Genomic DNA, 26,798 nt, shown 5'->3' with positions numbered 1-26,798 from the left:
GCACTAAAATAGGAATTGACCCATCCTCGTAAAGAAGGCAGTTTTGCGGGAGGTAGGCACATCCAGGGAACCAGCCATGGACGGCAAGATCGTCAATCTGAGATCGAAGCTCGAGATATACAAAGCAGGCAGCGGTGGCGGAAACCTTGCGGATTGCCCGGTTCGCGACGTGATCCAGGGCATAAGCAATAAATGGAGTTCGCTGCTGATGGAGGCCTTGGCCGAGAAGGCGTACCGCTTCGGCGAGTTGCGGCGCCTCGTGCCCGACATTTCACAGCGCATGCTCACCCAGACGCTGCACGATCTGCAGCGCGACGGCTATGTGCATCGCCAGGTGTTTCCAACCAAACCGCCGAGCGTCGAATACAGCCTCACCGATCTCGGGCGCTCGATGTTTGGACCCTTGCATCAGCTGATCCAATGGGCCGAGCTCAATCACGGCGCTGTACGCGAGGCGCGGAAGATTTTCGATGCAGCCGAGGGCTGAGCCTCAAGGCCGAGACAGCGGCTTGATTTAGCGATAGCGCTGAAGGATTGTCCGGCCTGGGTTGGGTCGGGCAGATGGGCAATTCTCTGGACATCGCGATTGCCGGCGCCGGGCCGGCTGGACTTGCCGCCGCGCTCTATCTCACGCGCGCCGAACATAGGGTCACCATCTTCGAACGCTTCGACCAGCCAAAGCCGGTCGGGTCCGGGCTGATCCTGCAGCCGACCGGGCTGACGGTGCTTGCCGATCTCGGCCTGCTCGACGACATTCTGGCGCTGGGCAGCCGCATAGACCGCCTGCATGGTGCAGACGCCAGAACTGGCCGCACCGTGCTCGATGTCCGTTATGATGCCCAGCGCGGCGGTCGCTTCGGGCTGGCGGTGCACCGCGCGGCTCTGTTCGGCGTGCTTTTCCGCGCCGCCCGGCGCCAGGCGATCACCATCGAGACAGGTATCGAGCTCGAGACGCTGGAAACCGGCGAGCGGGCAACATTGATCTGCGGCAACGGACGACGGATAGGGTCGTTCGACCTGGTAGTGGATGCCAGCGGTTCACGCTCCAAACTGCGGCGGTGCGTGAACAATCCGGGCGAACCGCGATCGCTCGCCTATGGCGCGTTCTGGGCATCGCTCGGCTGGCGCGGCGAGGGTTTCGACGAGCACGCGCTGCTGCAGCGCTACGACAGTGCGAGCGTGATGATCGGCGTGCTGCCAATCGGCCGGCCTGAGCCCGGTGCCCAGAAGATGGCGGCATTCTTCTGGAGCCTCAAGCCGGCGGATGCCGAGCACGTATGGGCGGCAGGTCTCGATGCATGGAAGGCGAGATTGGTCGGGCTGTGGCCTGAATGCGCGGCCTTCATCGACCAGATCGACAGTTTCGAGCAGCTTTCGCTGGCGCGCTATGGCCATCACACGATGAAGACGCCAGCCGGACGGCGATTGGCTGTTATCGGCGATGCGGCCCATTCAACGAGCCCGCAGCTCGGCCAGGGCGCGAACATGGCGCTGCTCGATGCAGCCGCGCTCAACTACGCACTCATAGGAACGGACCGTATCGATACTGCACTGGCGGCCTATGTCCGGACACGGCGATGGCATGTGCGGGTCTTCCAGGCGCTGTCGCTGGTGCTGACGCCGTTTTATCAATCGGATTCGATTGTGATGCCGTTCGTCCGCGACAGGCTGGTGGCGACGCTGGCAAAAGTCCCGCCGGCGCCGCAGTTTCTTGCTTCCATGGTTACAGGAACGGTGCTCAATCCATTCAAGCCGATAGGGCTTGCGGAAGCGCTGTGGCCGGATCGCCTTGGCGCCTGATTTCCGAAAGGTGCGAACCCTTAGCCTGCAAGAATGCATGGAGGCGTTGCGGATAATCGGGAGCGACCGCGCCCTTCACGGATGGGCGTTTGCGCAACGCCTCGCGCCACACCTGGACATGCGGTTTTCCGTCCAGGATGCCGAAATCGCCGATCCGGTCAAAGACCTCGAAATAACGGAAAATCGGGCCGTAGACCGCGTCGACCAGTGAAAAGCGCTCGCCGTCGAAGCATGGCCCAGCCGCGCCGTTCGCCAGTTCCTCTTCCAGGCGATCGAACATTGCTGCCAGAGCCCCGCGTTCGGCGATGAAGGCGGCTTCGGTGAGTGCTGAATAGAAGCGGCCGATGGCATTGAGGATTGCCGAGCCGAACTCGATCCAGGCGCGATGCCGGGCACGGGCATAGGGGTCGGTGGGATGCAGCGGATCGGGCTGGGTTTCCTCGAGGAATTCGAGGATGACGAGCGATTCGAAGATCACCGTTTCCTGGCCGTCATGCTCAACGCGGAGCAGCGGCACCTTGCCGAGCGGCGATGTCGCCTTGAACCAGGCAGGCTTGTTGGCGAGATCGACCGTGATGCGCTCGAATGGCACGTCCTTTTCGCGAAGTGAAATCGCCGCGCGCTGCACATAGGGACAAAGATGGTGGCTGACGAGGATGAGCTTGTCGATCATCTCACTCTCCCCAGACATAGTTTAATGCGCCGTCCTCGACGCGGGTGGAGAGGAACATCAGGCGGGAGCCCTTCGGCGCCGGGCCTTCGAGGCGACCACCGCTCGCCATGTCGAACGAGGCGCCGTGCCACTGGCAGACGAGCTTGCCGTCCTTGCAGCCGAGCGGGCCACCGAAATGCAGGCAGACGTTGGCGGCAGCGCGGATACGCTCGCCGCTGCGGTAGACATGGACCTCGCGGCCGAAAAACGGAGCGATGAGGCTGCCTTTTTCCGGAATGTCGGCGATCCTGCAGATTTCATGCTTCATCGGAATTGCCTCTCATGATTGATGCGATTGCATCTATATAGATGCATTTGCATCGATCGTCAAGCTTGATGCAATTGCATCTATCGCCTACGATGCAATCATGACCGGGATTCCTTCACCTCCAGCCATCAAGGCCTGGGCCCGCCTGATGCGGGTTTCGCGCCAGTTGTTGGAACGAGCCGAGGACGCGCTGAAGGACAGTGGCCTGCCGCCGCTTGCCTGGTACGACGTCCTGCATGAGCTTGCCGAGGCGGGCGAGGGCGGATTGCGGCCGTTCCAACTCACCGAGCGCACCCTGTTTGCGCAGTACAACATCTCCCGGCTGCTGGCGCGGCTCGAAGCCGACGGGCAGGTCGAGAAGCTTCCAGTTGCCGATGACGGCCGCGGGCAAACAGTCCGCGTCACAGACAAGGGACGCGAGACGCGCCGCCGCATGTGGGCTGTCTACGGCCGGTCGATCGCGGAGTTGGTCGGCTCCCGGCTTTCCAATGATGAGCTCGACGCGCTGTCAGCTCTGCTTGGGCGCCTGCGAGATCCGCCCGCCCTGGAGTGACACGCCTTCATGACGAAGATGGCACCGATTGGCGAGGTCAGGCACTGCCCAAGAGGAATGCCAACGTCGCCAGAACGCCAAGACCGACGCGGACCAGATGTAGATTGCCCCATTTGGCGATCAATGTCCGAGCTTCAGGATTGACGGAGTTCGCGTCCATCGCCTCCAGCAACCTATTTGCCGGCATCATCACCAGCAGCGTCCATGGCCAAGGCAGGATGATCAGCAAGGCACCGACCAGATAAGCGAGATTGCCGGTCAGCCACCAGGCGACGAGGCCCAGAATACAGGCGATGACGGCGATCGAGGCCTGCATGGCGGCGCCGCGCTTGTAGGAAGGCTGCCATTCCTGCAGCAATGCCTTGTCATCGAGGCGAAGCCGCGCCGGCTGCTCGGCGACGCTGACGTAGATAGCCGCGCCGGCGAACACTGCGGCAACGGTCAAGGCAAGCAATCCGGCGAGCATGATCCGTGTCTCCCGTGATGCCCCGCATGGAGCAAACAGAAATAAAGGGTTGCGTCGGGTCGGGCAATACGCCATAAAGCCGAACCGTAACGTACGGTACGCCATCGAGCTCGTATCTGAACTGCGGGTGAGTTTGCCTCCGGAGGAAAAACTGTGTTGCACGCTGTGACCGACATCGACACCAGCGAGGCGCTGACGGAGCGGCAGAAGGACGTGCTCGACGCCGCCCTTCGCCTGCTGGTCGAAGAGGGCGATCAGTTGACCATGACCGCCGTGGCGCGGCGGGCGAGCTGCTCGAAGGAGACGCTCTACAAATGGTTCGGCGATCGCGACGGGCTGTTGACGGCAACGGTACAATGGCAGGCGTCCAAGGTGCGGGTAGTGCCGGTCGACCGCAAGGGGCTCGACCTCCCTTCGCTGACGGCGAGCCTCGAACGCTTCGCTTCGGACTGGCTCAAGGTAATTTCGAGTGACACCTCGATCGCGCTGAACAGGGTGGCGGTCGGCCATGCTAGTTCGGGGAAGGACGATCTCGGCGTCATCGTGCTGGAGAACGGTCGATTTGCGCTGGCCAAGCGCCTCAAGCCGGTGCTGGAGGCCGGGAGACAGGCCGGGTTCCTTGAATTTTCGGACGCGGAGACGGCGTTCCGCACCTTTTTCGGGCTGGTCGCCCGTGACGTGCAGATCCGCTTGCTGCTTGGCGACCGGCTGGAATTGACTGATGTGGCGATCGGCGGCGACGCCGTCCGGGCGACGCAGCAGTTTCTCGCTCTTTTCGGGGCAAAAACCGGGCCGCAGGGCCCATAGAGCCGGATGATTTCAGGTCAAATCGACCTGAAATCTGAATCCGGCTCTACACTAAAAGATGGAGCATGATGTCGTCCGAAAACCGCTTCACACTTTTCGGCATCATGCTCTGGTTCAAAACGGGAAGGAAGAAAAATGCGTGTCTATTACGATCGCGACGCCGATCTCAACCTGATCAAGGGCAAGAAGGTCGCTATCATCGGCTATGGCAGCCAGGGAAGGGCGCATGCGCTCAACCTCAAGGATTCCGGCGTCAAGGACATCGCCATCGGCCTCAAGGCCGGCTCGGCGACCGCCAAGAAGGTCGAGGCCGACGGGCTCAAGGTGATGAGCGTAGCCGATGCCGCCAAATGGGCCGACCTGATGATGATGGCGACGCCGGATGAGCTGCAGGCCGACATCTACAAATCCGAGATCGCGCCAAACATCCGCGATGGCGCGGCAATCGCCTTCGCCCACGGCCTCAACGTGCATTTTGGCCTGATCGAGCCCAAAGCTTCGGTCGACGTCGTGATGATCGCGCCGAAGGGGCCTGGCCATACGGTGCGCGGCGAATACCAGAAGGGCGGTGGCGTGCCGTGCCTGGTCGCGGTCAACCAGGACGCTTCGGGCAATGCGCTCGACCTGGCGCTCTCCTACGCCTGCGGCGTTGGCGGCGGCCGCTCGGGCATTATCGAGACCAATTTCCGCGAGGAGTGCGAGACCGACCTGTTCGGCGAGCAGGTGGTGCTGTGCGGCGGCCTGGTCGAATTGATCCGCGCCGGCTTCGAGACACTGGTGGAAGCCGGCTACGCGCCGGAAATGGCCTATTTCGAGTGCCTGCACGAGGTCAAATTGATCGTCGACCTGATCTACGAAGGCGGCATCGCCAACATGAACTACTCGATCTCGAACACCGCCGAATGGGGCGAATATGTCTCGGGCCCGCGCATCATCACTGCCGAGACCAAGGCCGAGATGAAGCGCGTGCTGAAGGATATCCAGACCGGCAAGTTCACCTCGGAATGGATGCAGGAATACCGCGCCGGCATGTCGCGCTTCAAGGGCATCCGCCGCAACAACGACAGCCACCAGATCGAGGAAGTCGGCGCCAAGCTGCGCGCGATGATGCCGTGGATCTCGAAGAACAAGCTGGTTGATAAGGCCAAGAACTGAAGGAATCCACGTTCGTTTCGTTACCCGTCCTCGGGCTTCGCCCTGCGGGCGCGTGGGAATTTCCATGAACAAGCTGGTCGACAAGGCCAAGAACTGATCGCAATTTCATTGCCAATCAAGAAAGGCCGGCGGAGCGATCCGCCGGCCTTTTCGCATCAAGATTGTGTGGTTTCCAGGCTTCTGCACAGGCGCACTATCCTCATCACCGTGATATGCCTGTGCGGGGCATGGCACAAAAGTGCCAAAGGGGGTGAGAGTTGGAACTCAAATTTCTGTTGGTCGGGTTTGCCTGCGCGGTTGCCGGCATGCTCTCCCTCGTCACCTTGCTGAAGTGGTGGGAGGTGAGGGTGGTCAGCCACTGGTCTCCTACGCCGGGAAAGATCATCTCGTCGCGGGTCGAGGCTCGCGAGGTGACCAGTTCGGGATCCGGTTCGGACAGCAGAGGGTCGACCGAAATCCGCAACTTCCCGGCAATCACCTTCGAATACAAAGTGAACGGCAAGACATTTCGCAGTTCGCACTACAGCGTGCAGGAGAACCTTGGAAACTTTGCCGTGGCGGAAACCCTTGCGAAATTTCCAAACGGGGCCGGCGTAACCGTCTTCTACAATCCGGCCGATCCAGCCAAGGCCGTGATCGAACGCACCATGCCCGACGGCTCCTTCAAGTTCATGGTCCAGCTTTCGGCCGGGCTGGTGGTCGGCGCGCTTGTATTGGTCTTCTCCGTCGGCGGCGTCCTCGAAGCGGTCCGGCCGTTTTTGCCCAAGCCGCAGAACCTCGGCGCCGCGGCCCTGCTGCTTTTCATGGGATTATTTGTCCTGCGCATGGGCTTTGCCCAGAAGTCACTTGCGGAACAGGCGGCCAAATGGCCCATCACGGCAGGACGCATCGACGCCTCGGGCCTGCAGAAATTCGAGACCCGCGACAGGTCCGGAGGCGGCTATCGGCCCTGGCGAACAGTCTTCAAATCCCGCATCGTCTACAGCTATAGCGTCGCCGGCCAGCGCTACGCCGCCGATCGCATCGCTTTCGGCGCAAACGTGACGGCTTCGCTGCCGAGGCTCGTCAGCGGTCAATCGCAGCGCTACCTCCAGGGCGACAAGGTTGAGGTCCACTACGATCCCGACAACCCAGTTGCAGCGGTTCTCGAATGCAGGGTGAGCGGGCTTTGGCTCCTGTGGGTCTGCGCCGTTGGCTTGATAGGTGGAGCCGCGCTGCTTGTCGGGGTGATCTAATGCTGAAGCTGCCGCCCTAGACGCTGTAGATCCAGAGGAAGGGCACTTGTCTTCAGCATCTGACAAGAACTCCGCTGTCGAAGCCAGGCCATGTCAATCTCACCGTCGCCCCGTCGACCACAATATGGATGACACGGGAGAACGGCTCTTTGGCCGACGGGTCGGATCCGTAGCATTGGCTGGCCCGCGCCACCCAGCCCGTGGGCGTCTTGAGGAACGTTGCGTGTTCGCAGCCGAGAGCAGGGACCGACAGCGCGTCGCGGTATAATGTGTAGACAGTCTGGCGTTGAACATCCGCAACGGCGGTACAGTTCGATCTGTTCCCGGACCATATACCCACATACTGTTCCGCGGCGAAGGCGTGGCCGCACGAAAATGCTAGGATCGAAATGAGCATCAAGAGATTTCGCATGATTGATTCTTCTTTTCGACGTGGCCTTGGGCCATGCTAAAGCATCGATGCTCAGACTTCACAATGATGCTGCTCCAAGGGACTTAAATGATCATCCACAAAGCAGCAGCTATTTTTCTGAGCATGCTGAGCCTGTTGCAAGCAGCGAACGCAACAGAATGTTCGCTCAGCCATGCGACCTATCGCGAGCCGCGTTCGGGAGCGACGATACAGTTCCGGCCAACCAACAATGAGCCGGCCGCGCTGACGACCGAGGTCTTTTCGTTGATCGTGCCCAACACCGACATTCGTCTGCCGTCGGACATTACCTGGACCAATGGCAAGTACTCGTTTCCTGTGGGCACGATCCGGCACACCTGCACCGACGACGATCGTGAGGCTGGTCTCGAGGACGGCACCGGGCTGTGCAGAGTGTGGGATGGGCAGGTCTATGCGTTCAATGCAGGCGGTGCCGAGCAGTTGAGTTCCCGCGAAGCCTCGCCGGCACCGGCAGGGTTGCTGTTGCCTGACTTCGGCGCGATTTTTACCGAATGGCCCGATTTCGCCAAAGCCAATCCCGACGGTTCAGCCTGGGACGCCTTTAGCTTGACGGGTTGTAGCGATGAATAGCAAGAGACTGCCGGCCTGCATCTTCGCCCTGCCGGTCCTTATGGCCATGGCAACCGGCGCTCGTGCCGACCAAAGCAAGCCGTCGCGTCCGCCTGTCGACAAATGCGCTTGGGAACGGCTGGCGGACAAGGATGTTGGGCTGGCTGCCTGGGTGCAGCGCTGCGATTTCGGTTTTCGCCGGATTCATTTCGAGCTTGGCGGCAATGCTCTTGCCATCAAATACAGCGACGGCGGGCCGGCCGATCCCGTCGTCGAAGTCTTCGATATGCTGCCTGGCGAGGCCGCCGATGCTGCATTACAGCGCATATACTCGCAGAAGACCGAGAAGGCTGTCAGCACACGTTGCGTGTTCATGCCTTACACCGAAGGGGTCACGCCCACGGGCACCCTGCGGTATGTCTTCAGTCCCGATGCCGTTTATCTCAGTGAATTGAAAGCCGTTGCCGACCCTGACGAGGTCGGCGAACCGCCGTGCGGCGAATGGGGCGAAGCCCCGGACGGCATTCAGTATTTCGAGGTGCAATCACCCGAACTGCGAAAGCTTCTATTCGTTCGCGTTGGCCAGGAAGAGCCGCTGTTTGACGAGCAGACACTGCAAGTCCTGCCACCCGGATAGCGCCGGTAGATATCAGCCGTAGTGCCAGCTTGGCTTTGGCTCGGTGCCGGTGAACATCACCCCAATTCGGTCCTCGCGGCGCCAGCGGACCACCGCCTTGTAGGCAATGCCGTCGGTCGGAACATAGAGCAGGAACTCATCGGGCACGCGCGCGTCGATCGAGATCTTCAATTCGGCGCCGCCGGCATGCATGTTGCGCAGCGTGCATGTGACCTCGGAATTGCTCACGCCGGTCAGGATCGTCGCGCCCTTCAAGACGCGCTGCCGGTGTTTGTCCCTCTGTTCGTCCTCGGCCATCGCACGCAATCCAGCCATCTTCGCGTCTCGGGCGTTCTGATCGGGAGGATTATTAGACCTGCCTGATAAAAATAGCGTTATCAGCAGTGGAGGCTGGCGATTTTTCGCGGTTGCTGGCCGTAAGAAAAAATCGGCGCCGCAACGCGCGGCGCCAGACGATATTATTACCGGCCTGCTCAGCTATAGGGCGAGTAGCATTGCTGGCGCGGCCCGTTATAGGGCTGGAACGTGTTGTCCCAGGCGCGGTACGACCGGTAGCGATTGTAGCACCATTGGACATGCGCGCTGGAAAGCCGCTGTGTCCGGTAGTAGCGCCGCGGTGCGGGCGCATCGTAGTAGTTGTAATTGTTGTATAGGCTGCCGAGGCCAAACCCCAGGCCCAGCCCAAGAATCGCGGCGCCGGCACCATCATCGTAGTAACCGCCGCGGTAATGGCGGCGGTGATGGCGCCAACGCCAGTTGTCATTCCAGTCGCCATTGTCCCAGTGTCTCGAGAAATGACGGCCGCGGAAATTGTTGGACCGCCATCTCCAACCATCGTCGCCGCGCCATTGCCGAAAGCCGTGATTGCGCCAACGCCAGATCTGCCTGTCGTTGCCGCCTGCCCAATCTTCACGAATTTGCACGATGTCGGCGGCATTGCCCGCCACCGGCAGCAGGGGTTTGGGTATCGGCCCGGCAAGCGAGGGGGCCGAGAGGCCGGCGATCAGACCGAGGGCCATCAGCCCGGATCCGACAGAAGATAAAAAGAGCGGTTTCATCGCACTCTCCGAAGATTCAGGCCCCACGCCCAGAATACCCCGGGGAAGGGCCTATTGATGGAACTTTCCATCTGAACGGAAGATGAACAAAAAGGTTCCGTCAACCATGGCGAGCGCGCGATCAATCAGAGCCGCCTGGTTTCTGCGCCCTTGTTTTCGGGCGCGCTTGCGGGCAAAGGTCAAAGCCATGTCGCTGCGCCTTGCCACCTTCAACGTCGAAAACCTGATGAACAGGTTTGATTATTCCGGCTACCGCAACCAACTCAACGAAGACCGCACACTGGCGCTTTTCGACATTCAGAGCGAGGCCGAATACAAGATGCTCGAGCAGGCGCGGGCCATCGCCCAATCCGACGACACGCGGCAGCTGACGGCATTGGCGATCGCGGCCACCCGCGCCGACATCATCTGCATGCAGGAGGTCGACAATATCGAGGCGCTGAGGGCCTTCGAATATGGCTATCTGTTCAAGATGGTGGGGCAAGGCTACCGACAGAAATACACCACCGCCGGCAATGATTCGCGCGGCATCGACGTCGCCGTGATGATGCGCAACGAGACCGCGCAGGGCCAGCCGATCGAATTCGTGCGCATGACCAGCTACGCCTATGTCACGTTCGAGCAATTCGGGCTGCACACGGCGGAATTGGCAGCGCTTGGTTACCAGGCCAATGAACGCATCTTCCGGCGCGACTGCCTGGAAATCGATCTGACGGTGGCTGGCGCGCCGTTGACGCTCTACCTCGTTCATTTCAAGTCGATGGGCTCGCCCCGCAACGGCCTCGACGGCCGTGAAGCGACAATGCCGCTGCGCATCGCCGAAGCTCAAGCAGTGCGCCGGATCATCGAGGAGCGCTTCGGCAAGGACCATGCCGCCGACAAGCGCTGGGCAATCTGCGGCGATATGAACGACTACCGGCAGCGCGTGAAGATTACCGGCGATGCCGTCGACGGCTACCGTTTCGAGGTCATCGACGAGAGCCGGTCCTGCATCGATGTGCTCACTGCCGGCGGCTTTTGTGAAAACGCGGTCGAGCGGCGGCCGGAAATGGACCGCTGGACTTTCTATCACACACGCGGACCGGAAGAGCGGCATCTCTGCCAGCTCGACTACATCCTTTTGTCGAGGGCGCTGGCCAGGCAGAACGCCACCGCCGTTCCCGATATCATCCGCAACGGCCAGCCTTGGCGCACCATATTTCCGGCGGGCCAGGAGGTCGAGCGCTTCCCACGCGCCGGGTGGGACCGGCCGAAGGCATCCGACCATTGCCCGGTAGCAATTACCCTCGACATGGCGTGAGACAGGCGTGAGTTTCGACCTGCCGCGCAACGTCATCCTGCCGGTCGATGCCATCGACGTCAGGCTCGATTCCGGCCCGCATCCGTTCGAGCGCGATCATGCCGACGCGATCGCCGAGAACTGGCGGCGTGAGACCGCGGCCAAGCCGGCGCTTTTCGACGGCACCGTGGTGCTGCTTTCCGCTCTCAGCTATCGCGACAATCGCCTAGTCGGCCGTTGCCATGCGGTGCGGTATTCGACCTTCATGCTTTGGCGCGGCAATCGACAGGTGGCCGGGGCCGAGCACGCCTATGCCCATGCCATGCTGGTCGCCGGCGACAATGCGCTTGTGGCGATCCGCATGGCGCCGCATACGGTCAATGCGGGGCGCGTCTACTTCGCCGCCGGTTCGTTCGAGCCAAGCGATTTCCGCGATGGCCTTGTCGACGTCGACTTCAACATGATCCGCGAGGTGCGCGAAGAGACCGGTCTCGACCTGTCAGGCGCGACACGCGGCAGGCGCCATTACGCCCTGTCGACGGCAAGCGGCACGGTGATCTTTCGCCGCTACCGAGAGACGGCCTCCGCCGACGACCTGGCACAGCGGATCAGCGCTTTCGTCGCGGCCGAGTCAGAGCCTGAAATCGAAGGCCCCGTCATCATCCGCAATGCAGCCGACTTGCCGGACGGGTTGATGCCGCATATGAGACCGCTGATCGAATGGCACTTTGCGAGCGAGCAAGGTTTCCAACTCTAACGTCGTAGCCTACCTTCAATAGCCTTGCGGTCGTTGCGGGCGGCAACAAAATACAACAGCACGCCGAGACCCAGGAGCGCGCCCATCGTCGTTCCCATCGTCTGCCCAATTACCTGCTGGAAGTCAGCGGTGACGCGATCGGGATTCTCCATCCCATAAAGGATCAAATTCCACCAAAGCCCTGCCAAGGCGGCTTCGACGATCACAATCGCCAGAGCCAGTCGCGCTTTCTTGCTCATCCATTGTTCCCCCTTAGTCCCCAACAGCATTGTTATCATTGCAGAATGTGCTGCGACAAGGGCAGGTTGCATAAAAAATCGGCAGCGTCTGGAGGCGACACTTGCTGCAATGCCTATTCATGCCTCAGCGCGTCGATCGGGTTAAGCCGCGCGCCGCGCAGCGCCGGGAAGAAGCCGAACACCATGCCGATCAGCGCGGAAAAGCCGACGGCAAGCAGGATGACCGCCGGGCTCGGCGCAAACGGGATCGTCAGCGTCACCGAGGCGAGGCCGGCCAGCGCCAGGCCGATCAGGATGCCGATGATGCCGCCAAGCAGCGACAGCACGGTTGCCTCGACCAGGAACTGGATGAGGATGTGCTTTTCGTGGGCGCCGATGGCGAGCCTGATGCCGATCTCGCGCGTGCGCTCGGTTACCGACACCAGCATGATGTTCATAATGCCGATGCCGCCGACGAGCAGGCTGACGCCGGCGACGGCGCCGAGCATGCCAGTCATGGTGGTGGTGGCGCTGGCCATGGCATCGGCGATCTGGGTCATGTCGCGGATCGAGAAATCATCGTCACGGTCGGGCGTGATGCGGCGTGTGTCGCGCAAGATGTCCTCGACGCGCTGCTGCAGCACCGTGGTTGGCGTACCGTCGTCGGCGGCGACATAGATCGATTCGATGTCGCGATTGCCGGCAATGCGACGCTGATAGGCGGCGAGCGGCATCAGCACGACATTGTCTTGGTCCTGGCCGAAACCGGTATAGCCCTTCGGTTCGAGCAGGCCGATGATCTTGCAGGAGGTGCGGTTGACGCGGATGATCTCGCCTTCGGGGTCGCCGGCACCGAAGAACTGCTGGCGCACCGTCTCGCCGATGAGGCAGACGCCGGTGCCCGAGCGGGTTTCCGAATCACTGAAGGGGCGGCCCGAAACCAGCTTCCAGTCGCGGGCATCGAGATAGGCGCTGTCGGTTCCGGTGACGCCCGAGGTCAGGCTTTCGGTGCCGAAAATGACGCGCACCTGCTTTTGCGACGCCGGCGAGATGGCGCGCGAGCCGTCCAGATGCGCGGCAAGCGCTGCAAGATCTTTGTCGCCCAGCGGTCGGACGACCTGATCGAGCCCTCCAGGTCCGCCAGGCCCGGCCGGACGGCCGGAACGGATGACGAGCAGATTGCTGCCGAGCTTGGAAATATCGGACTTGACCTTTTCGGTGGTGCCCGAGCCGATGGTCAGCATGGCGATGACGGCGGCAACGCCGATGACGATGCCGAGCAGCGTCAGGAACGAGCGCAGCACGTTGCGGCGGATGGAGCGGAGCGAGAGGCGAACGGTTTCCCAGATCATGGCTAGGCCATCTCGAGATTGGCTGTGTCCAAGGCGACATGGCCATCGAGGAAACGGATCGTGCGCTGGGCATAGCCGGCAACGTCGGCTTCGTGCGTGACCATGGCGATCGTCAAGCCGAGTTCGGTATTCAATTGCGTCAGGAGTTCCATGATCTCGTGCGTGCGTGCGGTGTCGAGATTGCCGGTCGGCTCGTCGGCAACGAGCAGCGTCGGCCTGGTGACGATGGCGCGGGCGATCGCCACGCGCTGCTGCTGGCCGCCGGACAGCTCGGCTGGCGTATGATGCTCGCGGCCGACAAGGCCGACCTCGGCAAGCGCCTGCATGGCAAGGCCGCGACGCTCGCGGGCACCAACGCCGCGGTAGATCAGCGGCAGTTCGACATTCTCCGCCGCCGTAGTGCGCGGCAAGAGATTATAGCCCTGGAAGACGAAGCCCACATAGAGATTGCGCAGCTGAGCACGGCGGTTGCGGTCGAGACGGCCGGCATCGATGCCTTCGAAGCTGTAGGTCCCAGCAGTCGGCGTGTCGAGGCAGCCAATGATGTTCATGGCCGTAGATTTGCCCGAACCGGACGGGCCCATGATGGCGACGAATTCGCCGCGCCTGATGGCGAGGTCGACGCCGGCCAGCGCGTGCACCCGGGCTTCGCCCTGGCCATAGCTTTTCCAGACCTTGTCGAAGCCGATGAGGGTCGCGCCCGATGCCACGATCAGCTCCGCTGCTGCGAGGCGGTAATGACTTGCGCGCCTTCCTCCAGGCCGGAAACGATTTCGGTCAGTTCGCCATCTGTCGAGCCGACCCTGACGTTGACCGGATGCGGCCGGCCATTCTCCAGCACGTAGAGCGTGCGCGAGCCGTCGATGGGCTTCGTCGCCGCCTGCCGCTGGCGGTTGCCGCCCGGGCGCCCCATGCGGCCGGTGAACAGGTCGGTGAGGCTCCAGCCGCGGTCCGCCGTCTGCGCCGGCCGGTAGCGGAAGGCGATCGATGGCACGGTGAGCACGTTTTTGGCCTGCTTGGTGACGACCGAGACGGTGGCAGTCATGCCGGGCCGTAACAGAAGCTCGCTATTGTCGACATCCAGCCTTGCATCGTAAGTGACGACGCCGTCGGTGGTGACCGAGGCATAGGAAATGTCCCGGATCTCGGCGTCGAATGGCCGTTCAGGAAAAGCGTCGACGGTGAAGCGCGCATGCTGGCCAGGTTTTACTGCGCCGATATCGGCCTCGTCGACCGCAGCTTTCAGTTCCATGTTCTTCAAATCCGCGGCGATGACGAACAGCACCGGCGCCTGCAGCGAGGAGGCGACCGTCTGGCCGGGGTCGACCGAGCGCGTCAATATGATGCCATCGATCGGAGCGTAGATGGTACTCTTGGCAAGATCCGTCTGCTGCGCCTTGAGATCGGCATTGGCCATGGCGAGGTTGGCTTTGGCGATATCAAGCGCCGCCTTCGAGCGGTCGCGGGTGGCGGTTGCCGCTTCAAGCGACTGGTCCGTCGCCATGCCGCGCTTGGTGAGTTGTACCGCGCGCACCAGGCCCTTTTCGTTTTCGGCCACGGTCACGGTGGCGTCCTCGACGCTCGCCGCCGCTGCCTTGGCGGAGGCCTGGGCGCGCTCGATCTGCACCTCCAGCTTTGCGGTGTCGAGCGCGGCCAGCACATCGCCCTTCTTCACCAGATGGTTCTCGTTGACTGAAACCGAGCGGACGACGCCGGAGAGTTCGCTGGAAATATCGACCTGGGTGAGAGGCTGCAGCGTGCCGGTAGCCGAAACCGCGACGGTAAGGTCGGCCATGGCGGCCAGTGTCGTGGTATACTCGATCTTGGCGGGCGAGCCCGCATACCACTGGTAGCCGACGACACTCGCGGCGACGGCAAGCAGTGCGAACACTGCGTAAAGCCAACCGCGACGGCGTTTTGTCTTCAGGCCCTGGTGGTCGAGCCCGAGCGCCGTCTCGATGGCGGAAGCGGATTCCGTCTTTGGCAGATTGACAATCTGGTCCACGCCAGACCCCTATGTTCAGTGATATCCCATCGGTGCACAAATCAGGCCTTATGGTTCAAAATTCAAATTAAATTTCGCTCATGTTTGGAATGAGGCAGAGGACTTACTGAGATGCAGCCGCGGAATTACTTGCTTTACGACGTATTCACCACCAACCGGCTGGCCGGCAATCCGCTGGCCGTCGTGCTCGACTGTGATGGGCTGGACGTTGCGGCGATGCAGGCGGTGGCGCGCGAGTTCAACCTGTCCGAAACCGTCTTCCTGCTGCCGCCGGACAACCCGAAGCACCGGGCCCGCATCCGTATCTTCACGCCCGACTATGAAATGCCGTTCGCCGGCCACCCAACCGTCGGCTCGGCGATAGCGCTCGCCGAAATGGCGGGAGAGGCCGCCGGCATCTTCGTGCTCGAGGAGAATATCGGTCCGGTGCGCTGCGCTGTCAGCAAGCACGACGGTTCGACCTTTGCCGAGTTCGACCTGGCGAAACTGCCGGCGCAGCTGGCATTGTCGGCCGATCCCGAGGCGATCGGCGCGGCCCTTGGCCTTGGGCCGCACGAGATCGGCTTCGAGAACCACCGCGTTTCGTTCTGGTCGGCGGGCGTGCCCTACGTGACCATCCCCGTCGCCAATCTGGAGGCGGCCGTCCGGATCAGGCTGGACAACCAGGCGTGGTCGGAGCTTGCACCACGCAAGAGCGATTGGGCCTTCGCCAGCCCCTATGTCTATTGCCGCGAGACGGTGCATCACGACAGCGCCTTCCATGTCCGCATGATGGTGCCCGGCAATCCGTCCTACGAAGACCCGGCGACCGGCTCAGCGGCGGCCGCCTTCGCCGGCGCGATCATGCATTTCGACGGCCCGACCGACGGTGTTTCACAACTGTGGATCGAGCAGGGGCTGGAGATGGGCCGGCCTTCGCGCATTCGCCTCGAACTGAATGTCGAAGGCGGCAAACTGGCGGCCGCCCGCATTGGCGGCCATGCGGTGAAGGTGGCTGAAGGCAGGCTTTTTGTCTGATCCTACCCTTACGTTTCGTCATCCTAGGGCGGACCAGGAGCGAAGCGACGTCGCGAAGACCATAGGATCCATGCCGTGACCGGACGGCAATGCGCCGACGGTGCAAGCTGGACTTCAACGAGCCGCCGTCTTCTGCTCATTTGCGGACGGATGCTAATCCGCGTCGCTGCGTTCTTCGACGACTGTAACGGCATGGATCCCAGGGTCTGCGCTCCGCTTCGCGTTCGCTCCGCCCAGGGATGACGAGACCCCCGGTGCGATTTGTCGGGAAATGAATCGGCAGGGCTGGACATGGCGGATGTCGGCGGCTATATGCCCGCCAACGCCGGTTTTACCGGCCGAGTGGGTGCGTAGCTCAGTTGGTAGAGCAGCTGACTCTTAATCAGCGGGTCCACAGTTCAATCCTGTGCGCACCCACCAAAAATCTCCGGGATTTGGTGGAAAGACCTTACATCGAGCCGCGGCGCGAGACAGCTTTTGCCCGTCGCACATGTCGGCAAGCGGCTAGCTGACTCGCCCGACTATTGGATAGTGGGCTTCAGATAGGTCAGGATTGCTCGCGTTATGGCTATCACGCCGTCGACGGCATCGAAGTTTGTTTTGCTCTTGCTTGCGATCCATTCGAGTTCAGGATGCCTGGGCAGTCGAAGTGCATGGAATAGCGCCTCGCCCGAGAGACCGCCCAGTTCAAAGAATGTAGGTTCACCGTCTGCGTAGTAAGAAAAGTGAAAATCCAGCCGAATCGCCCCACCATATCCAAGCTTAAAGGTCATTCTGACTGTAACATTGTGACCAAATCTGTCCTCAAAAATTCCGCAGAACCTAAGGTCCTTGGCATCATAGCTATGCCATTGCCTCGCCAATCCCAAAGAACTCCATACCTTCAGGGTATGGGCTTTCAGTTCTTTGCGATTAGGGAATTTCGTCAATTCCGGGGTCAGATGGATGGGCGGATCACTGTAACCTGTCTCTGTTCTCCACTCTTCCGCAGCACTGCGAAGATCTTCAAAAATTTGGATGATTGGCGGATTCGTCGGATTCCCAGAGCGAACCGAAATCCGGCATTGAGAAATCATCTCGCACAGCTCTTCGACCGTATGGCCCGATCGCTCTGCCCAATCTTCGGTGGCGCGTATCCACGGGGAATTGTATTTCAGCCCGGCAAAAGCGCCGCTCTTGCTATCGAAATCTCTGATGATCCGAGCAAGAATATCGCGAAGCCCCTGTTTGGGGTCTCCGAAAATCTGTGAGAGTTTGTTCATCAACGCGATCCGCGCTTGGCTCCGCCTTACTTCTCCGAAACACCAGCCTCAGCAAAGCTTGCCATGCGGGCATGGCATTCGAGCGCTGAACGAACAATGTTGACGGCGAGGCAGGCGCCGGAGCCTTCACCGAGCCGCATGCCGAGGTCGAGCAAGGGTGGCAGGCCGAGCGCTTCGAGCAGGCGGCGGTGGCCGGATTCAGCTGAGACGTGAGCGGCCATGGTGTGAGCGAGGCCAGCAGGGTGCAGCGCTGCCAAAGGTGCGGCGGCGGCGGTGCAGACGAAGCCGTCGAGCAGCACCGGGACGCCCAGGTGGCGCGCAGCTAGCGTCGCACCAAGGATCGCCGCGAGCTCGCGGCCGCCGAGGGCTGCCGCTACCTTCAGGGGGTCGGCTAGCGCCGGGGCGTGGCGCTTCAGGCCGGCCTCGATGGCGACGATCTTGCGCACGAGGCCGGCGTCGTCGACGCCGGTGCCACGCCCTGTCCATCGCTCCGCGCCGCCGCCGAACAGCGCGGTCGAGATGGCCGCCGCCGGCGTGGTGTTGCCGATGCCCATTTCGCCGAAACATACAAGGTCGAGATCCCTGCTGATCGCGTCGTAGCCTGCCGAGACGGCGGCGAGGAAGGCTTCGTCGTCCATCGCCGGCTCTTGCGTGAAGTCGCCGGTCGGACGGTCGAGGTCGAGCGGGATGACGTCCAGCTCCGCGCCGGCGATGCGGGCAAGCTGGTTGATGGCGGCGCCGCCGCCGGCGAAATTCGCCACCATCTGCACGGTGACCTCCGACGGGAAGGCCGACACGCCTTGCGCGGTGACGCCGTGGTTGCCGGCAAAGACGAAAACCTTGACGCGGTCGAGCTTTGGTATGTCGCGGCCCTGCCAGCGCGCCAGCCAGGCGGCTACTGTCTCCAGCCGGCCGAGGCTGCCTTGCGGCTTGGTCAGCGTGTCCTGGCGGTGGGCGACGGCGTTGGCCGCGGCGTCGCTGCCGCTGTGCAGGTCGAGGCAGGCGGCGCGCAGTTCATCGAGCGATTTGAAAGGCATGGGGGCAAAATCTCCGAAACAGAGTCAAGACAGGGAAACGGAAGCGACGAGCAGGATTGCGATCTCGCCGAGCTGCTGCAGGGCGCCGACGGTGTCGCCGGTCTGGCCGCCGATCTGGTTGAGGCAAAGCGCTCGAAATGCGGCAAACAAGAACGCAAGCAGGATGAGCGCGAACATGGCAGCACTGAACCCAAGCGCCAGCAGCGCGACGGCGCCGAGCACGGCACCGATACCAGCGGTTTCAGTGGAGACGGTGCCTGCATCGGCCGAGAGGCCGTCGGCGCGGGCCGGCGGCAGCAGGTGCATGAAGGCGCCGAGCAGGCCGCGCGAGGCCGCATGCGCTGCAATGAGAGCCCAGAAGACATGAGCCGGGCCGGCGAATCCAGAGAGCACGCTCCAGCGGATCAGCAGCGAGACAGCAAGTGCACAAGCGCCGTAGGCACCGATGCGGCTGTCGCGCATGATCTCCAATTTCCTGCCGCGCGTCTTGCCGCCGCCAAAGCCGTCGGCCACGTCCGAAAGCCCGTCCTCATGCAGGCAGCCGGTAGCGAGCAAGATCGCGGCAAGGGTCAGCGCTGCAGCAGGACCCTCGGCAAGGCCGAGCCTCGTCCCGACGGCGTAGACCAGCGCACCGGCCAGAGCGACGGCGAGACCGGCAACGGGTGCAGCCCAGATCGCAGCGGCAAGGCTGCGGCCACGGAAGTCGGCTCTCGGCAGCGGCAGCCGGGTAAAGAAGACGAGGCAAAGCGCGATGTCGTCGGTAAGCTGCCGTTGCGAGACGTTCATGCGCCCCTCGCAATGGCATGGAAGAACGTGCCGCTGACATTGCCGCGCCGGTAGCCCGAGGCGCCGAGCGGATTTCCTTGACCGTCGGCGAGGTCGGCCAGCGGCTCGTCATTGCCGGTCGCAATCATCTGCGCGTAGTGGAATTCGTGGCCGCGGATCAGCGTGCCTTGGCTGCCGAGCGGACAGCCGGACCGCAGCCGCGCCTCGCGGTAGCCGAGATTCATCTTGCGCTTGGCGAAGCTGGTCAAATGGCCGAGGAGGCCAAGCATCCGATGCGTCTCGCCCGACGCGTCCTCGAGCGCTTCGCCCAACACCATGAAGCCGCCGCACTCGCCGTGCACCGACCGCGTGCCGGCGAACCGCGCCATGCCGGCCCTGAAATTCGCCGCGGCCGCGAGGCGGCCGGCATGAAGCTCGGGATAGCCGCCGGGCAGCCAGCAGACATCGCAATCGTCGCCTGGCGCCTCATCGGTGAGCGGCGAGAACGGAACGATCTCGGCGCCGGCCTTGCGCCAATGCGCGGCAACGTGCGGATAGAGGAAGGTGAAGGCGGCGTCCTCGGCCAATGCGATGCGCTGGCCGGGCGGCGGCAGCCCGTCGTCGAAATTGCCCGGCGCGGGCGTGAATGGCGCCGCCAGCGCCATAATGGAGTCGAGGTCGAGCGACCGCTCGACCATGTCGGCCAGCCGGTCGAGATGCGCCATCAGATTCTCATATTCGCCGGCCTGGACGAGGCCGAGATGGCGCTCGGGCAGGTTGAGCGAGGGATCGCGCAGGATGGCGCCGACGACAGGCAGGCCGAGTGCCTCGATGGCATCGCCGCATAGCCGGCGGTGGCGCTCGCTGCCCAGCCGGTTGAGCACGACCCCGGCCATGCGTACATCCGGGTCATAGGTGGCAAATCCCCTGGCGACGGCCGCTGCCGTGGTCGACTGACCGGAGACATCGAGCACAAGCAGCACCGGCAGGCCGTAAAGCCGGGCAAGGTCGGCAGCCGAGCCGGAACGGCCTGGAGCAGCAGGGATCCCGTCGAACAGGCCCATGGCGCTTTCGAGAAAGATAAAATCGGCATCTTCGGTCGCTTCGCCGGCCAGTGCGTTGAGCAGGGCGGGCGGCATTGCCCAACTGTCGAGATTGACACCGGACAGGCCAGTGGCTGCGGTGTGGAAGCCGGGATCGATATAGTCCGGGCCGGATTTGGCGCCGCGCACTTTCAGGCCGCGCCGGGCAAGTGCGCGCAAAATGCCGATGGTGACGCTGGTCTTGCCCGAGCCCGAGCGCGGCGCGCCGATGATGATGGCGCGGGTCATGACTCACCCGCCAGTGCCGCGCGCATCCCGACAATACCGCCGACGACGATCAGCGCCGGCGAGGTCAAGCCGGCTGCGGCCGTTTCCTCGGCAATCGTGGCGAGCGTGGCGACGACGATACGCTCCTGCGGCGTCGTCGCGGCAACGATGACCGCGGCGGGCGTCGAAGACGGCAGGCCGCCCTCGAGCAACGAAGCGGCGATCAGCGGCAGGTTGGCCATACCCATATAGACGACCACCGGCTGGCCGGTGCGGGCGATTGCCGCCCAGTCGAGATCATCATCGGTGCCGGCGGCATGGCCGGTCGCCAGGATCAGCGCCTTGTTGATGCCGCGCATGGTGCCGGGAATGCCGGTCGCGGCCAGCGCGCTGAGGCCGGACGTCAGGCCAGGCAGGATGCGGAACGGGATAGTTTCCCCGGCCAACGCCAGCGCCTCTTCGCCGCCACGCCCGAAAATATAGGGGTCGCCGCCCTTCAGCCTGACGACGCGCCGGCCCGCGCGCGCCAGCCGGACCAGCAGAGCGGTGATGTCGTCCTGCTTCATCGACGGCTTGCCGCCGCGTTTGCCGGCATAGAACAGTTCCGCGCCCTCGGCGACAGCGACGACTTCTGGCGAGACCAGCGCGTCATAAACCAGCGCGTCGCACTGTCCGAGGGCGGCCAGCACTTCCAGCGTCAGGCAGCCGGGATCGCCAGGGCCGGCGCCGGCCAGCCAGACATGCCCGGGCTCAAGCTGGCGCGGCTTGAAGTTGAGCCGGGTGAGCGCCTGCTCGACCGTAGTGTTTCTGTTGCTGCCGCTCACAATCCGTCCCGTCCGCGAAAGCGTCGCTGGTAGTGCGCGTCGTACAGTGAACTTTCGCCAAAGCCCTCCGCCGCCAGCGAGCGGCCGACGAAGATGATTGCCGTGCGTTCCATCGGATCGGCGGCCAGTTGCGCCTCGATGGTGGCCAGCGTGCCGGTCAGCACGCGCTCGTCCGGCCAGGAAGCACGGAAGACGACCGCCACCGGGCAATCGGCGCCATAGAACGGCGTCAGTTCGGCGACGATCCGGTCGATAGCGTGGATGGCAAGGTGGATGGCCAGCGTGGCGCCGGTGCGGCCAAAGCCGGCCAGCGTTTCGTCGGGAGGCATTTGCGAGGCGCGGCCGGAGATGCGGGTCAGCACCAGGCTTTGCGCGACTTCTGGAATGGTCAGCTCGCGGCGCAGCGCTGCCGCCGCAGCGGCGAAGGACGGCACGCCCGGCGTCAGCGTGTAAGGAATGCCGTGCTTTTCCAGCCGGCGGATCTGCTCGGCAACGGCGCTCCACACCGAAAGATCGCCGGAATGCAGGCGGGCGACATCATTGCCGGCCGCGTGGGCGGCCAGATATTCTGCCTCGATCTCGTCGAGCGACATCGGCGCGGTGTCGATCAACCTCGTTCCGGGCGCGCAGTGCTGCAACAGCTCCGGCGCGACGATCGATCCGGCATAGAGGCAGACGGGACAACTGCCGAGCAGGCGGCTGCCGCGCAAGGTGATGAGGTCGGCAGCACCCGGGCCGGCACCGATGAAGTGAACGGTCATGCCGCATCTCCGCTGATGGCGATGGCGCAAGTGACAGCACCGAGCACGGTGCGCGGCCCGAGCAGTTTTGCGCCTTTGCCGGCGGCGGCAAGCGCCGAGGCTTCGGAAACCGACGGCGTGCCGGCATGCTCCTGCGATAGGTCGGAACGGCTGGTCGTAGATGCGGCTTTGAGTTCATCCTGTTCGACGACGATCACCGGAAGGCGGAGTTCGCGTCCGGCGGCGAAGATTGCCGCTTCATCCTGCTTGAGAGACGCGGTCGCGAGGGCTGAAAGCGCGGGCAGGGCAAGCCCGTGCGCTTCCAGGGCGGTTTCTACCGCGGCAAGCACGTCGCGCGCGCTGACGCCTTTGCGGCTGCCGATGCCCGCGACCATCATGGCTTCACCCAGCTCCATTGAGTGACCGGCATAGCCGGCCGCCACGCCTGCATCGAACCGACCGGCGAAGCACGGGATACAGCGATGCGGGTGAGCTGGCCGCCGAGCGCGGCGTGACGGGAAAGCAGCAGCGCCTCCATCTCCAGGGTCACCGCATTGGCGACGAGGCGGCCGCCGGCAGGCAAGGCATCGATGGCTCCTTCCAGCACGCCGGCATCGCTGCCGCCGCCGCCGATAAAGATCGCCGCGGGCGTCTCCAGCCCGGCAAGCGCTTGCGGTGCCGAACCTTCGACGACGGTGAGACCGGGAACGCCGCAGGCCGCGGCGTTGCGTCGGATGCGGGTGGCGCGGGCCGGATCGGCCTCAACGGCAATGGCGCGCATGGAGGGATGCGCCAGCATCCATTCGATGCCGATGGAGCCCGATCCGGCACCGATGTCCCACAGCAGTTCGCCGCGCCTTGGCGCGAGAGCGGACAGGGTGACGGCGCGCACTTCGCGCTTGGTGATCTGGCCGTCATGCTCGAACAGGTGATCGGCAAGTCCGGCGGCGAGCGACAGGATCCGTGCTTGCGAAGTCGATTCAACTTCGATCGCGAGCACGTTGAGCGGGTTGATCTTTTCGAGATCGAAAGTGCCGGCGCTCGCCGAGCGCAGCCTTTCGTTCGGCCCACCCAGCGCCTCCAGCACCGTCAACCGCGAAGCGCCGAAGCCAAGTTCGGTCATGAGACGGGCAATCGCTCCCGGTGCATCGCTGTCCGAGGTCAGCGCGAGAATGCGGGTGCAAGGATGCAGCAACGGCCGGATCAGGTCGAGCGAGCGACCATGCAGCGAGGCGGTCTCGATATCCTGCAGCGGCCAGCCAAGGCGGGCGGCGGCCAGCGAAAAGGCCGAGGGCGCGGGGATCACCCGCATACCCTCTGCCGCGACCTTGCGGGCGAGGGTGACGCCGACACCGTGGTAGAAGGGATCGCCGGAGGCCAGCACGCAGACGCGTCTGCCGGAGAGCGCCAGCACGTCGCGCAGCTCGGCATCGAAAGGTGTCGGCCAGGCGCGCGCTTCACCTTTGGCGAGCGACGCGACGAGGGCAAGATGGCGCTTGCCGCCGAAGACGAATTCGGCCTCCGCGATCAGCCGCTTGGCCTCGTCGCCGAGACCCGCTACACCGTCCTCGCCGATGCCGATGATCGTGAGCCACTTTGAGGTGAGCTTGGCGCCGCGCGGAGCTTCAGCAGGCATGATGACCCACCGCATTCTGATCCTCGGCGGAACCACCGAAGCCCGGCAACTGGCCGGAAAGCTGGCCGCGCGCGCGGATATTTCGGTCATACTGTCGCTGGCCGGCCGCACCGAAAACCCGGCCGCGCAGGGGGTGCCGGTGCGGGTCGGCGGCTTCGGCGGTGCCGCCGGGCTGGCGGCGTATCTCCGCCAGAACAAGATCGACCTGCTGATCGACGCCACGCATCCCTATGCGGCGCGAATCTCCGCCAATGCGGCGGAAGCAGCGCGCATGACCGGCGTGCCTATCGTTGCGCTCAGGCGTCCCGGATGGGAGGCGGTCGAAGGTGATCGCTGGATGTTGGTCGACACCGTTGCCAGCGCGGTGACGGCTTTGGGATCGGTGCCGCGCCGCGTGTTCCTGGCGCTCGGGCGACAGGAGGTCGCTGCCTTCAAGGCCGCTCCCCAGCATCATTATCACATCCGCAGTGTCGACCCGGTCGAGCCCAGGCTCGCTGTGCCCGACGCGAGCTATCTCTTGGCGCGCGGGCCGTTTCGGGAAGTCGACGAACATGCACTGCTTCTGCAACACCACATCGAAGTCGTTGTTTCCAAAAACAGCGGCGGCGAGGCGACCTACGGCAAGATCGCGGCGGCGCGAGCGCTGGGAATCGAGGTGGTGATGATCCGCAGGCCGGCGCTGCCGGACGTCACGTCGGCTGAGACCGTCGAATCTCTTGCCGAGATGGTCGATCATTTTCTGGTCGGTCATGTTCTTGGGCCAGCTGCCGAACGCGGCGTGTAGACCAGCGCGGCCTTGTCACCCCGCTTGATGATCCTGGTTTCCGGCGAGCCGATGATGATGCAGGTCGACATGTCGGCCTTCGCGGCATCGGCGTCGGCCAGCAGAAAAACCTCGATGCGCTCGTCGGGACGGCCGGCGGCACGGCCGAAGATCACCGGCGTGGTGCCGGGCAGGATCGCAGCAAGGCATTCGAACGCGCGGCCTAGCTGCCATGGGCGCGCCTTGCTGATCGGGTTATAGAGCGCGATTACGAAGCCGGCTCCGGCTGCCGCCAGCAGGCGTAGCTCGATCAGGTCCCACGGCTTCAGATTGTCGGACAGCGAGATGGCGCAGAAATCATGGCCGAGCGGCGCGCCGATGCGGGCGGCGACGGCGAGCATGGCGGTGATACCGGGCACGATGGCGATGTCGACCGCGCGCCATTCGGGTGGGCCCGCCTCTATCGCCTCGCAGACGGCCGCGGCCATGGCGAAGACGCCGGGATCGCCGCCCGACACGACGGCGACATCGTGGCCTTCCGCAGCCTTCAGCAGCGCGTCCTTGGCGCGCGCGAGTTCCTCGCGATTGTCGGAAGCGACGCGAATCTGGTCGGGGCGCAGATCGAGCCGGTCAAGATAAGGCTTGTAGCCATAGAAGAATTTTGCCTCGGCAACGGCGCGGCTTGCCTCCGGCGTCACCTGGTCGGCGCCGCCGGGCCCGAGGCCGATGACGGTGAGGCGGCCGCTCATGCTTCGGCTCTCAATGCGTTTGGCCGGCCCGACCAGCCGGCCACCAGCACGATGGCGAAATAAGGCGCCTGGCCATCCTTTTTGTCGGCAAGCCGCATCGAGACACCGCCCGGCATGGTGCCGCGCTCGACATAGATGGCCCGCGCCAGCTTGTCGGTTGCCTCCAGCGCGCGCCTGATCTTGGGCAGGTTGCGGCCGACCTTCATGATCACGGCGGCGTCGGTGTCGGCGAGGCGGCGCATCAGCTCGAATTCGCTCATTGTGCCGGGCAATACGGTCAGTACGTCGTCGCCCTGGACGATCGGCAGGCCGGTCGCCGACCAGCAGCCGGACATGGCGGTGATGCCGGGAATGACTTCGGTCGGGAAGCGGTGCGCCAGCCGGACATGGAGATGCATGTAGGAGCCGTAGAAAAGCGGGTCGCCTTCCGAAAGCACAGCGACCATCCTGCCGGCGCTGAGGTGCGCGGCGACCTTTTCGGCCGATTCCTCGTAGAAATCGGTGATCTGCGAGCGGTAATCGCTGTGATCCTTGTCGATTTCGGTCGTCACCGGATAGAGCAGCGGCAGTTCAATCAAATCGGAGCGAAAATGGGTTTCGACGATGGCCCGGGCGTTGCTGTTGTTGCCGCGCTTAGCGAAATGCGCGACGACATCGGCCTCGGCCAGCGCGCGCACTGCCTTCAGCGTCAAGAGTTCCGGGTCGCCGGGTCCGGTGCCGACGCCGACAAGCCTGCCTTTTGCAATCGCATTCATAGGCCCGGCCTCGCCAAAGCGTTGAGCGCGGCGGCGGTCATGGCGCTGCCGCCCAGCCGGCCGCGCACGATGGCGTAAGGCACGCCATAGGAATTTTCGGCCAGCGCATCCTTCGATTCGGCGGCGCCGACAAACCCGACCGGCATACCGATGATCGCCGCCGGCTTCGGGGCGCCGTCGCGCAGCTTTTCCAGCAGATAGAAAAGGGCTGTCGGCGCATTGCCGATGGCGACGACCGAACCGGCCATGCGCTCGCCCCACAGGTCGATCGCCGCGGCCGAGCGGGTGTTGCCGATCTTTTTCGCGATGTCGGCCGTCCGCGGATCGCGCAGCGTACAGATCACCTCGTTGCCGGCCGGAAGCCGGGCGCGCGTGACGCCATGCGCGACCATCTGCGCGTCGCAGAAGATCGGCGCGCCGGCCCCCAGCGCCGTGCGCGCCGCGGCAACGAAATCGCTCGAGAAAACGAAGTGCCTGCAAGCGTCGACCTGGCCGCAGGCATGGATCATGCGGATGGCGACGTCGGCCTCGGCTTCGGAAAAGCGCGACAGGTCGGCCTCGGCGCGGATGATGGCGAAGGAGCGCTCGTAGATCGCCGTGCCGTCACGGATGTAGTCGTAGGCGTTCTGGGCGGGCAT

General features: G+C 63.6%; 33 protein-coding genes and 1 tRNA gene. 13 read left to right on the top strand and 21 right to left on the bottom strand.

Annotated elements, in window-relative coordinates:
• Nucleotides 1–76 precede the first annotated feature (76 nt).
• On the top strand, nt 77–487 hold the full coding sequence (locus X773_RS53735; protein ID WP_023676669.1) for a helix-turn-helix domain-containing protein: 411 nt from the start codon (nt 77–79) through the stop codon (nt 485–487).
• A gap of 74 nt (nt 488–561) precedes the next feature.
• The gene (locus tag X773_RS53730) at nt 562–1,800 is read left to right on the top strand and encodes an NAD(P)/FAD-dependent oxidoreductase (RefSeq protein ID WP_023676668.1); all 1,239 of its coding nucleotides are present in this window, start codon (nt 562–564) and stop codon (nt 1,798–1,800) included.
• Here X773_RS53730 and X773_RS53725 read toward each other — a convergent pair.
• The gene (locus X773_RS53725; protein ID WP_023676667.1) at nt 1,748–2,473 is read right to left on the bottom strand and encodes a glutathione S-transferase family protein; all 726 of its coding nucleotides are present in this window, start codon (nt 2,471–2,473) and stop codon (nt 1,748–1,750) included. The genes X773_RS53730 and X773_RS53725 overlap by 53 nt on opposite strands.
• Nucleotide 2,474: 1 nt before the next feature.
• A complete protein-coding gene (locus X773_RS53720) occupies nt 2,475–2,780 on the bottom strand; it encodes a Rieske (2Fe-2S) protein (RefSeq protein ID WP_023676666.1) in 306 nt (101 codons plus the stop codon).
• Between the two features lie 100 nt (nt 2,781–2,880).
• Here X773_RS53720 and X773_RS53715 point away from each other — a divergent pair, with 100 nt between their 5' ends.
• Nucleotides 2,881–3,333 (top strand): MarR family winged helix-turn-helix transcriptional regulator, encoded by a 453-nt coding sequence (locus tag X773_RS53715; protein WP_023676665.1) that lies wholly within the window; start codon nt 2,881–2,883, stop codon nt 3,331–3,333.
• Nucleotides 3,334–3,370: 37 nt separating this feature from the next.
• Here X773_RS53715 and X773_RS53710 read toward each other — a convergent pair whose 3' ends face one another.
• A complete protein-coding gene (locus X773_RS53710; protein WP_023676664.1) occupies nt 3,371–3,799 on the bottom strand; it encodes a DUF1772 domain-containing protein in 429 nt (142 codons plus the stop codon).
• 153 nt (nt 3,800–3,952) lie between these two features.
• On the opposite strand from X773_RS53710, the gene X773_RS53705 reads away from it, so the two are divergent.
• The 5 genes from X773_RS53705 to X773_RS53680 all read left to right on the top strand — a co-directional run bounded on the left by X773_RS53705 (nt 3,953) and on the right by X773_RS53680 (nt 8,633).
• The gene (locus tag X773_RS53705; RefSeq protein WP_023676663.1) at nt 3,953–4,606 is read left to right on the top strand and encodes a TetR/AcrR family transcriptional regulator; all 654 of its coding nucleotides are present in this window, start codon (nt 3,953–3,955) and stop codon (nt 4,604–4,606) included.
• Nucleotides 4,607–4,741: 135 nt separating this feature from the next.
• Nucleotides 4,742–5,761: a ketol-acid reductoisomerase gene (ilvC, locus tag X773_RS53700; protein ID WP_023676662.1), complete on the top strand. Its 1,020-nt coding sequence runs from the start codon at nt 4,742–4,744 to the stop codon at nt 5,759–5,761.
• 257 nt (nt 5,762–6,018) lie between these two features.
• Entirely contained in the window at nt 6,019–6,996 is a 978-nt protein-coding gene (locus X773_RS53695) for a DUF3592 domain-containing protein (RefSeq protein WP_023676661.1), read from the top strand.
• Between the two features lie 499 nt (nt 6,997–7,495).
• Nucleotides 7,496–8,017: a hypothetical protein gene (locus X773_RS53685; RefSeq protein WP_023676659.1), complete on the top strand. Its 522-nt coding sequence runs from the start codon at nt 7,496–7,498 to the stop codon at nt 8,015–8,017.
• Nucleotides 8,010–8,633: a hypothetical protein gene (locus X773_RS53680; RefSeq protein ID WP_023676658.1), complete on the top strand. Its 624-nt coding sequence runs from the start codon at nt 8,010–8,012 to the stop codon at nt 8,631–8,633. The genes X773_RS53685 and X773_RS53680 overlap by 8 nt, the downstream gene beginning before the upstream one ends.
• A 12-nt stretch (nt 8,634–8,645) precedes the next feature.
• On the opposite strand, the gene X773_RS53675 is transcribed toward X773_RS53680, so the two are convergent.
• The 3 genes from X773_RS53675 to X773_RS76370 form a co-directional block, all read right to left on the bottom strand.
• Nucleotides 8,646–8,930 (bottom strand): PilZ domain-containing protein, encoded by a 285-nt coding sequence (locus X773_RS53675; protein ID WP_023676657.1) that lies wholly within the window; start codon nt 8,928–8,930, stop codon nt 8,646–8,648.
• Between the two features lie 176 nt (nt 8,931–9,106).
• Nucleotides 9,107–9,691 carry a BA14K family protein gene (locus tag X773_RS53670; protein ID WP_023676656.1) on the bottom strand — a complete coding sequence of 195 codons (585 nt, stop codon included), beginning with the start codon at nt 9,689–9,691 and terminating at the stop codon, nt 9,107–9,109.
• Between the two features lie 51 nt (nt 9,692–9,742).
• Complete coding sequence (locus X773_RS76370; protein ID WP_156937338.1) at nt 9,743–9,880, bottom strand: hypothetical protein; 138 nt, start codon at nt 9,878–9,880, stop codon at nt 9,743–9,745.
• On the opposite strand from X773_RS76370, the gene X773_RS53665 reads away from it, so the two are divergent.
• Nucleotides 9,879–10,991 carry an endonuclease/exonuclease/phosphatase family protein gene (locus X773_RS53665; RefSeq protein ID WP_023676655.1) on the top strand — a complete coding sequence of 371 codons (1,113 nt, stop codon included), beginning with the start codon at nt 9,879–9,881 and terminating at the stop codon, nt 10,989–10,991. The genes X773_RS76370 and X773_RS53665 overlap by 2 nt on opposite strands.
• A 7-nt stretch (nt 10,992–10,998) precedes the next feature.
• Nucleotides 10,999–11,727 (top strand): hypothetical protein, encoded by a 729-nt coding sequence (locus tag X773_RS53660; protein ID WP_023676654.1) that lies wholly within the window; start codon nt 10,999–11,001, stop codon nt 11,725–11,727.
• Here the strand turns inward: X773_RS53660 and X773_RS53655 are convergent.
• From X773_RS53655 to X773_RS53640, 4 genes are all read right to left on the bottom strand, one after another.
• Complete coding sequence (locus X773_RS53655; RefSeq protein WP_023676653.1) at nt 11,724–11,966, bottom strand: hypothetical protein; 243 nt, start codon at nt 11,964–11,966, stop codon at nt 11,724–11,726. The two genes, X773_RS53660 and X773_RS53655, sit on opposite strands and share 4 nt — an antisense overlap.
• A gap of 113 nt (nt 11,967–12,079) precedes the next feature.
• Entirely contained in the window at nt 12,080–13,297 is a 1,218-nt protein-coding gene (locus X773_RS53650; RefSeq protein WP_023676652.1) for an ABC transporter permease, read from the bottom strand.
• 2 nt (nt 13,298–13,299) lie between these two features.
• Nucleotides 13,300–14,007: an ABC transporter ATP-binding protein gene (locus X773_RS53645; protein ID WP_031211754.1), complete on the bottom strand. Its 708-nt coding sequence runs from the start codon at nt 14,005–14,007 to the stop codon at nt 13,300–13,302.
• 2 nt (nt 14,008–14,009) lie between these two features.
• Nucleotides 14,010–15,302 carry an efflux RND transporter periplasmic adaptor subunit gene (locus tag X773_RS53640; protein WP_023676650.1) on the bottom strand — a complete coding sequence of 431 codons (1,293 nt, stop codon included), beginning with the start codon at nt 15,300–15,302 and terminating at the stop codon, nt 14,010–14,012.
• 111 nt (nt 15,303–15,413) lie between these two features.
• On the opposite strand from X773_RS53640, the gene X773_RS53635 reads away from it, so the two are divergent.
• Both X773_RS53635 and X773_RS53630 read left to right on the top strand, forming a co-directional pair.
• Nucleotides 15,414–16,319, top strand: a complete 906-nt coding sequence (locus X773_RS53635; RefSeq protein ID WP_023676649.1) for a PhzF family phenazine biosynthesis protein — start codon at nt 15,414–15,416, stop codon at nt 16,317–16,319.
• Between the two features lie 344 nt (nt 16,320–16,663).
• Nucleotides 16,664–16,739, top strand: a tRNA-Lys gene (locus tag X773_RS53630).
• Nucleotides 16,740–16,840: 101 nt separating this feature from the next.
• On the opposite strand, the gene X773_RS53625 is transcribed toward X773_RS53630, so the two are convergent.
• Genes X773_RS53625 through X773_RS53590 form a run of 8 tightly spaced genes read right to left on the bottom strand, consistent with a single transcriptional unit; the run spans nt 16,841 to nt 23,893 of the window.
• Nucleotides 16,841–17,581: a hypothetical protein gene (locus X773_RS53625; protein WP_023676648.1), complete on the bottom strand. Its 741-nt coding sequence runs from the start codon at nt 17,579–17,581 to the stop codon at nt 16,841–16,843.
• A 26-nt stretch (nt 17,582–17,607) separates the two neighbouring features.
• On the bottom strand, nt 17,608–18,618 hold the full coding sequence (gene cobT / locus X773_RS53620) for a nicotinate-nucleotide--dimethylbenzimidazole phosphoribosyltransferase (protein WP_023676647.1): 1,011 nt from the start codon (nt 18,616–18,618) through the stop codon (nt 17,608–17,610).
• 24 nt (nt 18,619–18,642) lie between these two features.
• Nucleotides 18,643–19,404 (bottom strand): adenosylcobinamide-GDP ribazoletransferase, encoded by a 762-nt coding sequence (cobS, locus tag X773_RS53615; protein WP_023676646.1) that lies wholly within the window; start codon nt 19,402–19,404, stop codon nt 18,643–18,645.
• On the bottom strand, nt 19,401–20,714 hold the full coding sequence (locus X773_RS53610) for a cobyrinate a,c-diamide synthase (protein ID WP_023676645.1): 1,314 nt from the start codon (nt 20,712–20,714) through the stop codon (nt 19,401–19,403). The genes cobS and X773_RS53610 overlap by 4 nt, the downstream gene beginning before the upstream one ends.
• Nucleotides 20,711–21,517 (bottom strand): uroporphyrinogen-III C-methyltransferase, encoded by an 807-nt coding sequence (cobA, locus tag X773_RS53605; protein ID WP_023676644.1) that lies wholly within the window; start codon nt 21,515–21,517, stop codon nt 20,711–20,713. The genes X773_RS53610 and cobA overlap by 4 nt, the downstream gene beginning before the upstream one ends.
• Entirely contained in the window at nt 21,514–22,278 is a 765-nt protein-coding gene (cobM, locus tag X773_RS53600) for a precorrin-4 C(11)-methyltransferase (RefSeq protein ID WP_023676643.1), read from the bottom strand. Before cobM ends, cobA begins: the two co-directional genes overlap by 4 nt.
• Nucleotides 22,275–22,655: a cobalamin biosynthesis protein gene (locus tag X773_RS53595; protein WP_023676642.1), complete on the bottom strand. Its 381-nt coding sequence runs from the start codon at nt 22,653–22,655 to the stop codon at nt 22,275–22,277. Before X773_RS53595 ends, cobM begins: the two co-directional genes overlap by 4 nt.
• The gene (locus tag X773_RS53590) at nt 22,652–23,893 is read right to left on the bottom strand and encodes a bifunctional cobalt-precorrin-7 (C(5))-methyltransferase/cobalt-precorrin-6B (C(15))-methyltransferase (protein ID WP_023676641.1); all 1,242 of its coding nucleotides are present in this window, start codon (nt 23,891–23,893) and stop codon (nt 22,652–22,654) included. The genes X773_RS53595 and X773_RS53590 overlap by 4 nt, the downstream gene beginning before the upstream one ends.
• Nucleotide 23,894: 1 nt before the next feature.
• Here X773_RS53590 and X773_RS53585 point away from each other — a divergent pair, with 1 nt between their 5' ends.
• Nucleotides 23,895–24,677, top strand: a complete 783-nt coding sequence (locus X773_RS53585) for a cobalt-precorrin-6A reductase (RefSeq protein ID WP_023676640.1) — start codon at nt 23,895–23,897, stop codon at nt 24,675–24,677.
• On the opposite strand, the gene X773_RS53580 is transcribed toward X773_RS53585, so the two are convergent.
• From X773_RS53580 to X773_RS53570, 3 genes are read right to left on the bottom strand one after another with little or no spacing between them, the layout of a single operon-like run.
• Nucleotides 24,641–25,405 (bottom strand): precorrin-3B C(17)-methyltransferase, encoded by a 765-nt coding sequence (locus X773_RS53580; protein WP_023676639.1) that lies wholly within the window; start codon nt 25,403–25,405, stop codon nt 24,641–24,643. The two genes, X773_RS53585 and X773_RS53580, sit on opposite strands and share 37 nt — an antisense overlap.
• Nucleotides 25,402–26,160 carry a precorrin-2 C(20)-methyltransferase gene (locus tag X773_RS53575; RefSeq protein WP_023676638.1) on the bottom strand — a complete coding sequence of 253 codons (759 nt, stop codon included), beginning with the start codon at nt 26,158–26,160 and terminating at the stop codon, nt 25,402–25,404. The genes X773_RS53580 and X773_RS53575 overlap by 4 nt, the downstream gene beginning before the upstream one ends.
• On the bottom strand, nt 26,157–26,798 hold the full coding sequence (locus X773_RS53570) for a precorrin-8X methylmutase (RefSeq protein WP_023676637.1): 642 nt from the start codon (nt 26,796–26,798) through the stop codon (nt 26,157–26,159). Before X773_RS53570 ends, X773_RS53575 begins: the two co-directional genes overlap by 4 nt.

Origin of the sequence: Mesorhizobium sp. LSJC280B00 (assembly GCF_000502835.1) — a bacterium.
In the GTDB taxonomy this organism is placed as follows: domain Bacteria; phylum Pseudomonadota; class Alphaproteobacteria; order Rhizobiales; family Rhizobiaceae; genus Mesorhizobium.
The sequence above is the reverse complement of the archived record's forward strand: the minus strand, read 5'-3'. Positions and strand labels throughout refer to the sequence as shown.